Source organism: Rubidibacter lacunae KORDI 51-2 (assembly GCF_000473895.1).
Lineage (GTDB): Bacteria > Cyanobacteriota > Cyanobacteriia > Cyanobacteriales > Rubidibacteraceae > Rubidibacter > Rubidibacter lacunae.
In genome coordinates this window covers 1-6,395 of record NZ_ASSJ01000072.1, presented here as the reverse complement: position 1 = coordinate 6,395, position 6,395 = coordinate 1, and the positions used below count along the sequence as shown (strand labels likewise).

Annotated in this window: 4 protein-coding genes and 1 pseudogene; all 5 read right to left on the bottom strand. The window is 54.8% G+C overall.

The genetic code is table 11. The annotated features are described in order from the left end of the window. Positions 1-645: 645 nt before the first annotated feature. Entirely contained in the window at positions 646-2,286 is a 1,641-nt protein-coding gene (locus KR51_RS12725; protein ID WP_022608348.1) for an ABC1 kinase family protein, read from the bottom strand. 47 nt (positions 2,287-2,333) lie between these two features. Continuing rightward, on the bottom strand, positions 2,334-3,395 hold the full coding sequence (locus tag KR51_RS12720; RefSeq protein WP_022608347.1) for a mannose-1-phosphate guanylyltransferase: 1,062 nt from the start codon (positions 3,393-3,395) through the stop codon (positions 2,334-2,336). A gap of 527 nt (positions 3,396-3,922) precedes the next feature. Next, on the bottom strand, positions 3,923-4,222 hold the full coding sequence (gene pedR, locus KR51_RS12715; RefSeq protein WP_022608345.1) for a photosynthetic electron transport-dependent transcriptional regulator PedR: 300 nt from the start codon (positions 4,220-4,222) through the stop codon (positions 3,923-3,925). 119 nt (positions 4,223-4,341) lie between these two features. After that, positions 4,342-5,769, bottom strand: a complete 1,428-nt coding sequence (locus tag KR51_RS12710; RefSeq protein ID WP_022608343.1) for a carotenoid oxygenase family protein — start codon at positions 5,767-5,769, stop codon at positions 4,342-4,344. A gap of 138 nt (positions 5,770-5,907) precedes the next feature. After that, positions 5,908-6,395 (bottom strand): annotated as a pseudogene (locus KR51_RS12705) (photosystem II q(b) protein); the annotation flags it as partial.

The window sequence follows — 6,395 nt, the reverse complement described above, 5'->3', positions numbered from 1 at the left end:
GGCACTCGTAGGTGACCTGAGAAGTTGTAGCTCCTCAAAATCTTCGTAAGGCAGGGATTTGAAGTTATTTTTCTCGCGAATCATATAGTTTTTTGATACAGCTGGGAATTTGACAATGCTGTTCTAATTCATCCTCACAGTCTTAATGTGGAGTGGATCGGTGAGTAATTATCACCAAAATGAGAGTCGCTTTAGAGTAAAAAATCTGACGGGATGGCGCACAATACCGCCCTTGGAGTCAGTCCTATGGTGAAAGTCGATGCACATTAAGGCGACCTATCTCTAAAGTGTGGTGGTGCTCGTACCTGGCGAGTGTTTTTTTGCGAGTTCGTGCACGGTAGAGGAAATTCTGTTTAGCAAGGACTAAGCTATAAGTCCAGTCAGCATCGACGGTAACATCGCCGATTGAGGATGGCGTCGGCGTGGAAGTCAAAACAGCAATGTAGGGCTTCGCAGACTTCTGGAACTGAGAAAATGAGGGAGTTATTCGTGCCGGGTCCAAGGTGGCAATGCGTTCAGCCTCGAGCCTGATTTTTTCTTTCGCCATCGAACCGCTTTTTTCACAAGTCTGGGTAAAGCTGATACGGGCGGGATATGCTGCAAGAGATTAGCTATTGATCAATAGTCTCTTCAAAAAAACAACCCTTAGCGCAGCCGTCCCGATCGCACAATGCTGATCATCAACCACAAGCCGATGAGGCTCGCTGCAGCAAAGAGGGCATTGCCGATCACGGTTGCTTGCGAGGAGTTTGCATTGGCCGATACGATCGCCGCCCCAACGATCAAGGCAGCCACAACAATGCTGAATGACAAGCGGTTGGCCGAATCGTCTAAGCTTCGGCGGAGCGGGTCGAGATCGCGGAGTGTGATATTCCAATGTAGACTTTCTGATGTGATGCGATCGAGTAGCACTTCCACTTGGCGTGGCGATTGCAGCGATAAGCTTTTGAGATCGAGTGTCGTGCGCAGCAGCGTTTGTAGGGGGCTAGTGCCGAATAACTGACGGCGGAACAGATCGGCGATCAGCGGCTTGATTTCATCGAGCAAGTTTAGCTTCGGGTTGAAGCCCCGCGCCACACCTTCAAGATTGGCTAAACTCTTTGCATACAAGCCCAAACTGCTGGGCATTTGGATGCGATTTGCACGTGCGATCTGCAAGACTTCGTAGAAAACTTCTGAGAAGTTTATCTGTGATAAAGATAGGTTGTAATACTTGCGTAGCATCCGATCGTAGTCGTTTTCCAGACGCAGCATGTTCACAGGCTGGCCGGCTTCGGCTAGTTCGAGCGTCAGCTGACTGCAGCGCCGCGCGTCGATATCGACGATCGCCAGCAACATCTCAGTAAGAATTTGTTGCGTGCGGGGATCGAGCCGCCCGACCATACCGCAATCGATTAGGGCAATGCGCCCGTCGTCGAGATAGAAGATATTGCCGGGATGTGGATCGGCATGAAAGAACCCATCAATGTAAATTTGCTGGAAAAACGCTCGAAATAGCAGCGTCGTCGTTGCATCGCGCTTGGCATCGCCGGACTCACCTGCAGGTAACTCTGCTGTCAGGATCGGCTTACCATTCAGCCATTCCATCACTAGCAACTGACTCGACGTCAGCGTCCAATTGATTGCGGGTACGACAATCTCATCCGCATCGAACCAGCGGCTCTCAGCAAGGTTCTTCCGAAGTTGCTCGGTAAAATTAGCTTCCTTCGTGAAATCCAACTCCGCTCTCAGCGCGCTGGTGAACTCTTCTGCCAGGGCAACGACATCATAATCTTGACCGATGTCCGTACGCGATGCCAACTCCGCCAGTCCATGGATGATGCTGATATCTTGCTCGACTACCGTTTCAATACCCGGTCGCTGCACCTTCAGCGCTACCTCTTCCCCACTCATCAACCTCGCGCGGTGCGTTTGCGCGATCGACCCAGCCGCAACCGGCTCGCGATCGATGGTTTCGAACGCATCCTCTAACGGGCAGTTGAGTTGCTTGCGGATGAGGACTTCAACTTCCGCCCAAGCAACCGGCGGAACATTTGCTTGCAGTGCGGTGAGCGCTTCAGTGTAGTCCGGTGGCAAGATGTCCGGACGCGTGCTTAATAGCTGTCCGAGTTTGACGTAAACCGGACCGAGATCGATGAGAATGTTCCGCAGGACAGCGGGGGTCGGCAGCGCCGGTTCGTCAGCCCTCCCACCTGTCAGCAGGCGGCGCATGTATTCCCAACCATTTCGGAAGACAACTTCGAGAATTTCTCGCTGGCGCGAGGTGTTTTGCGCTAAAGCAAACACGGCTTCCTGCTCCTGCAATGGTAGGGGACTCGATTTGTCTTCAGTTTCTACAGCAAATCCTGAAAGCGTGCATCCGTCTGTAGTTGCTGGAGCAATTTTTTGATTTCTTGAGTGCGACTCTTGTGAGCTACGAGCGTTACGTTGCGATCGCGAACGACGACAATATCCTCCAATCCGATCGTCGCGATCGTCTCGTTACTATCGCTAGCGTAGAAAATCGAGTTCTTGGTATCGCGACCGACATGGATGGCTAACTCAACGTTATCGCGATCGCCCTTGAACAGCCGCTCCAGCGCATTCCAGTCGCCAAGGTCGTCCCAACCAAACTCGGCTGGGAGAACATAGGCGTGTGCGGTTTTTTCCATCAATGCATAGTCGATGCTGTTCTTAGGAAGTGTGGCGTATGCATCTTTACCGGAGGCACGCAGCGGCTGCAGGATCTCCGGTGCATGTCGGTCTAGTTCGGCCAGCGCCACGCCTGCTCGAAACACGAACATGCCACTATTCCAACTGAAGCAACCTGCATCGAGAAATGCTCGGGCCGTTTCGCCATCGGGTTTTTCGGTAAAGCGGCTGACGCGGTAGGCGGGCATTCCGGCAAATTCGCCAACGGGGGTGCCGCGCTCGATGTAACCGTAACCCGTTGAGGCAAAGCTCGGTGCCATGCCCAATGTCACGATTGCTGTGGTGCTGGCAGCTAGCTTTGTAGCTGCATCGATCGCTCGCGCGAAGGCGTCCGTGTCAGCAATCCAGTGGTCGGCCGGAAAGAAGCCGACGATCGCGTCATCTCCGTATCGCTCGGCGACTGTCAGCGTTGCCCACGCCACTGCCGGTGCGGTATCGCGACCTTGGGGCTCGACCAACACGTTCTCGCACGGCACCTCCGGCATCTGCTCCCGGACGCCTGCAGCAAGCATCTCCGAGGTCACCACCCACATCTGCGATCGGGCGATGCCCATTGCAGTTAAGCGATCGCCGGTCACTTGCAGCAACGAGCGATTTCCGCCATCTAAGGCTAAAAACTGCTTGGGGCGGTGGGCTCGGCTGACCGGCCAAAAGCGCGTGCCTTTGCCACCAGCCAGAATCATTGGAATCAGGGATGCGCTCATGGGGCGGTAAGAGTTTGCAAACGAGACGATTCTAAACGCTCGCGTGCCTGCTTACCAGAAAACCAGAGGGACAGCCCGAACTGCCGAGCATCCAAAGGATGCTGTCTGGATACAGTTGTTACCCATCCAACATTACCCATCCAACTTTGTCTGAATACTATCCAGATTCGCTAGTACCGATCACAAGTACGGTCGAGTCCGAGGTATGCGCCATTCGCCCAAGGTTTATTGGCGCGATCGCTATCTAAAACGACGTTTGAGTGTCGAGGATCGCGCGAGCTCATGAACTTACGACCGTGGGCAAACATCCAGAGCTCAATAACACCATCCCCCAAATGCAGCACCCGCTTTCCCGATGCCGGAGGACGTTGTTGGGCCGCTCAACCTACCGACGAAGCTTTGGATGTAGCATCAGCGAAGAACGAACACAGCACTCAATGAGACTCGCAGCAATCGTAAGGATTCAAGATTCGTCAATTGAAGCTAATGCTGGCAAGCACTTTGCAGAATACAGTTAGCAGTAAACCCTAAGCGCTCTGCGGTTGGTCGTTCCCGTTATTCCGACCGAGACTGCTCGACAAAGCACAGCAGTTCACATCATCCAAACACACTTTCCCCCACTGGAGTGCCCAGCGCACCAGAGCCACACGATTACCGGTAGAAGTCTTGTCTAGAATGTTACTGATATGGTTGTCGACCGTGCGCTTGCTGATTTCAAGACGCTCTGCAATCTCCTGGTTGGTCAGTCCTACCGTAACCAACTCGACGATTTGCAGCTCGCGCCCCGACAGTGCGACAGGAGCTGTCTGTGCTTCATCCGTGCTCATAGGTGCCCCTGGTAATTCTACTTATGTCATATATCAGTAATCAATATAGCTCATGTTCTCCTAGATAGTGTGGATTTATACGCACGTGCATGGATTGATGTTGGCGCGATCTGCCGCCCTTAGCGTGCAGGATGCCAAGTGCCATGGAACCCGTGCGGGATCGCCTGGGGCAATGCCAATCGGCAGATCGGTTCTTTACTGCTGAGGTCGTCGGGATAGATCCAAGCTTCACTGGTGTTGCGAGCGCCATCGTAGACGACCGTCAGGAGCCAGCCTCGCTCGGGCACATCAGCATCTGCGGCATGAATCGGTTCGGATGGGTAGCAACTTGCACCGGCATCGGCAACGGTCAGCGTTTGACTGCGTGTGTCGTAACGGGCAATTGCATTAAAGAGATCGGGGCGGCGATCGCCTCCATCGCGGTGAACTGTTAGATAGGTCGCCGGCCAGGGCTGACCGGGATCGCTGCCACGTACTACGGGAAACTCACACCCGCGATCGCAAAGTTCTTCAGAGACCACAACCTCTCCAGTTTTCGGATTGATGTGGAGTTGCCAGAGGGTTGCCCGCGCGAGGGTCGTCGCCCTGCCCGTGGTAACTTCCTTGAGATGTTGGTTGGTGCGGAAATCGGGGAAGCGTGCAAGCTGGAGCGCGATCTCGCCGTCGGGAGTTTCGCAGCCGTTGGCAAGGTGCCACTGGAACCACGGGTCGGTGCGACTGCGACTGACAAGTGAAAGGGTTTCGCGATCGAAGACGAGGATTTCGGTCCCATGCTGGGGTTGCCATCTGGCGGCCCCACCGAAGCTATCCAGACCGGAGAAAACCCTCAGCAAGTTGATGCGGACGGGCGGGATGCAAAATATCAAATAGCCTCCGGCAATCGCGAAGTCGTGCAGCATGGGGAAGCAGTCAAGGCGGTAACTTCCGCGTTGCAAAATCTTGCCGTCGGGCGCGCTGCGGTAGAGATTAATGGTGACCTTCGGTCCAAAAGTCAGTCCGAAGTTGTAAATCTCGCCAGTTTGCGGATCGCGTTTGGGATGAGCCGAGTAGGGTTCGTCATCGACTAGTCCGTCGAGCCGATCGCTCCCAAAAGTCTCGAGTGTTTGCAATTCAAGCGCATGGGGGTTACCGCCCTCCCAAAGAGCTAGGAGCTTGTCCGGCAGCGCGAGTACTGAGGTATTGGCAGAGTTTTTAACCGGGCGAATCCAACTGTTCCAAAATGGTCCCGGTGCCGTCATCCCGTAGTTGGGAAATATATAGCGATCGGCGGCTGCTTCGGCCCGGTACCCCTCGGTTTGCACGAAGCGATAGCAACCGGTGGCGTCGGTGCCCCTCAACGCGATCGCCAAGATAGCTCCATCCCCATCAAACCAATGTCCGACGCGATCGCCACCGCGCTGAAGTCGACCGGGACCGTTACGATACAGCGTTCCGCGCAAGCCTGCAGGTAACGAACCTTCAAGGACATTCAGCGGTGTAGGAGCAAATTCAACAGCGGGTTGCTGGAAGACGCGTCCCCAAGCAGGTCGGCTGGTTGTAGTAATCATGAGCTTTTTTATGAGCTGCGAATGGAAAGAGTTGCCAGTTATCGTGCCGCTAGTGTTAAGCGAATTAACAGCTACGAAAAAGCGCCCCCTTTTGGGGGCGCTTCGCTCATCAACTAGCGAAAGCTAGCTCGCACGGTCCTAGCCCAGGATTTCCGGCGCTTGCACGGCGGCCAGGTCCAGCGGGAAGTTGTGCGCGTTGCGCTCGTGCATTACCTCGAAGCCCAGGTTCGCTCGGTTCAGCACGTCTGCCCAGGTGCTCACCACACGACCCTGGCTGTCCAGGATCGACTGGTTGAAGTTGAACCCGTTCAGGTTGAATGCCATCGTGCTGATGCCCAATGCCGTGAACCAGATGCCCACCACCGGCCAGGCTGCCAGGAAGAAGTGCAACGAACGGCTGTTGTTGAACGATGCGTATTGGAAGATCAAACGACCGAAGTAGCCGTGCGCTGCCACGATGTTGTACGTCTCTTCCTCTTGCCCGAACTTGTAGCCGTAGTTCTGGCTCTCGTTCTCCGTCGTCTCCCGCACCAGGCTCGAGGTCACCAACGAACCGTGCATTGCCGAGAACAGCGAGCCGCCGAAGACTCCCGCTACGCCCAGCATGTGGAACGGGTGCATCAGAA

What these genes read in the sequence shown, in the direction of transcription:
- KR51_RS12720 (WP_022608347.1), bottom strand. Translation starts at nt 3,395, where the DNA reads ATGAGCGCATCCCTGATTCCAATGATTCTGGCTGGTGGCAAAGGCACG.
- pedR (WP_022608345.1), bottom strand. Translation starts at nt 4,222, where the DNA reads ATGAGCACGGATGAAGCACAGACAGCTCCTGTCGCACTGTCGGGGCGC.
- KR51_RS12710 (WP_022608343.1), bottom strand. Translation starts at nt 5,769, where the DNA reads ATGATTACTACAACCAGCCGACCTGCTTGGGGACGCGTCTTCCAGCAA.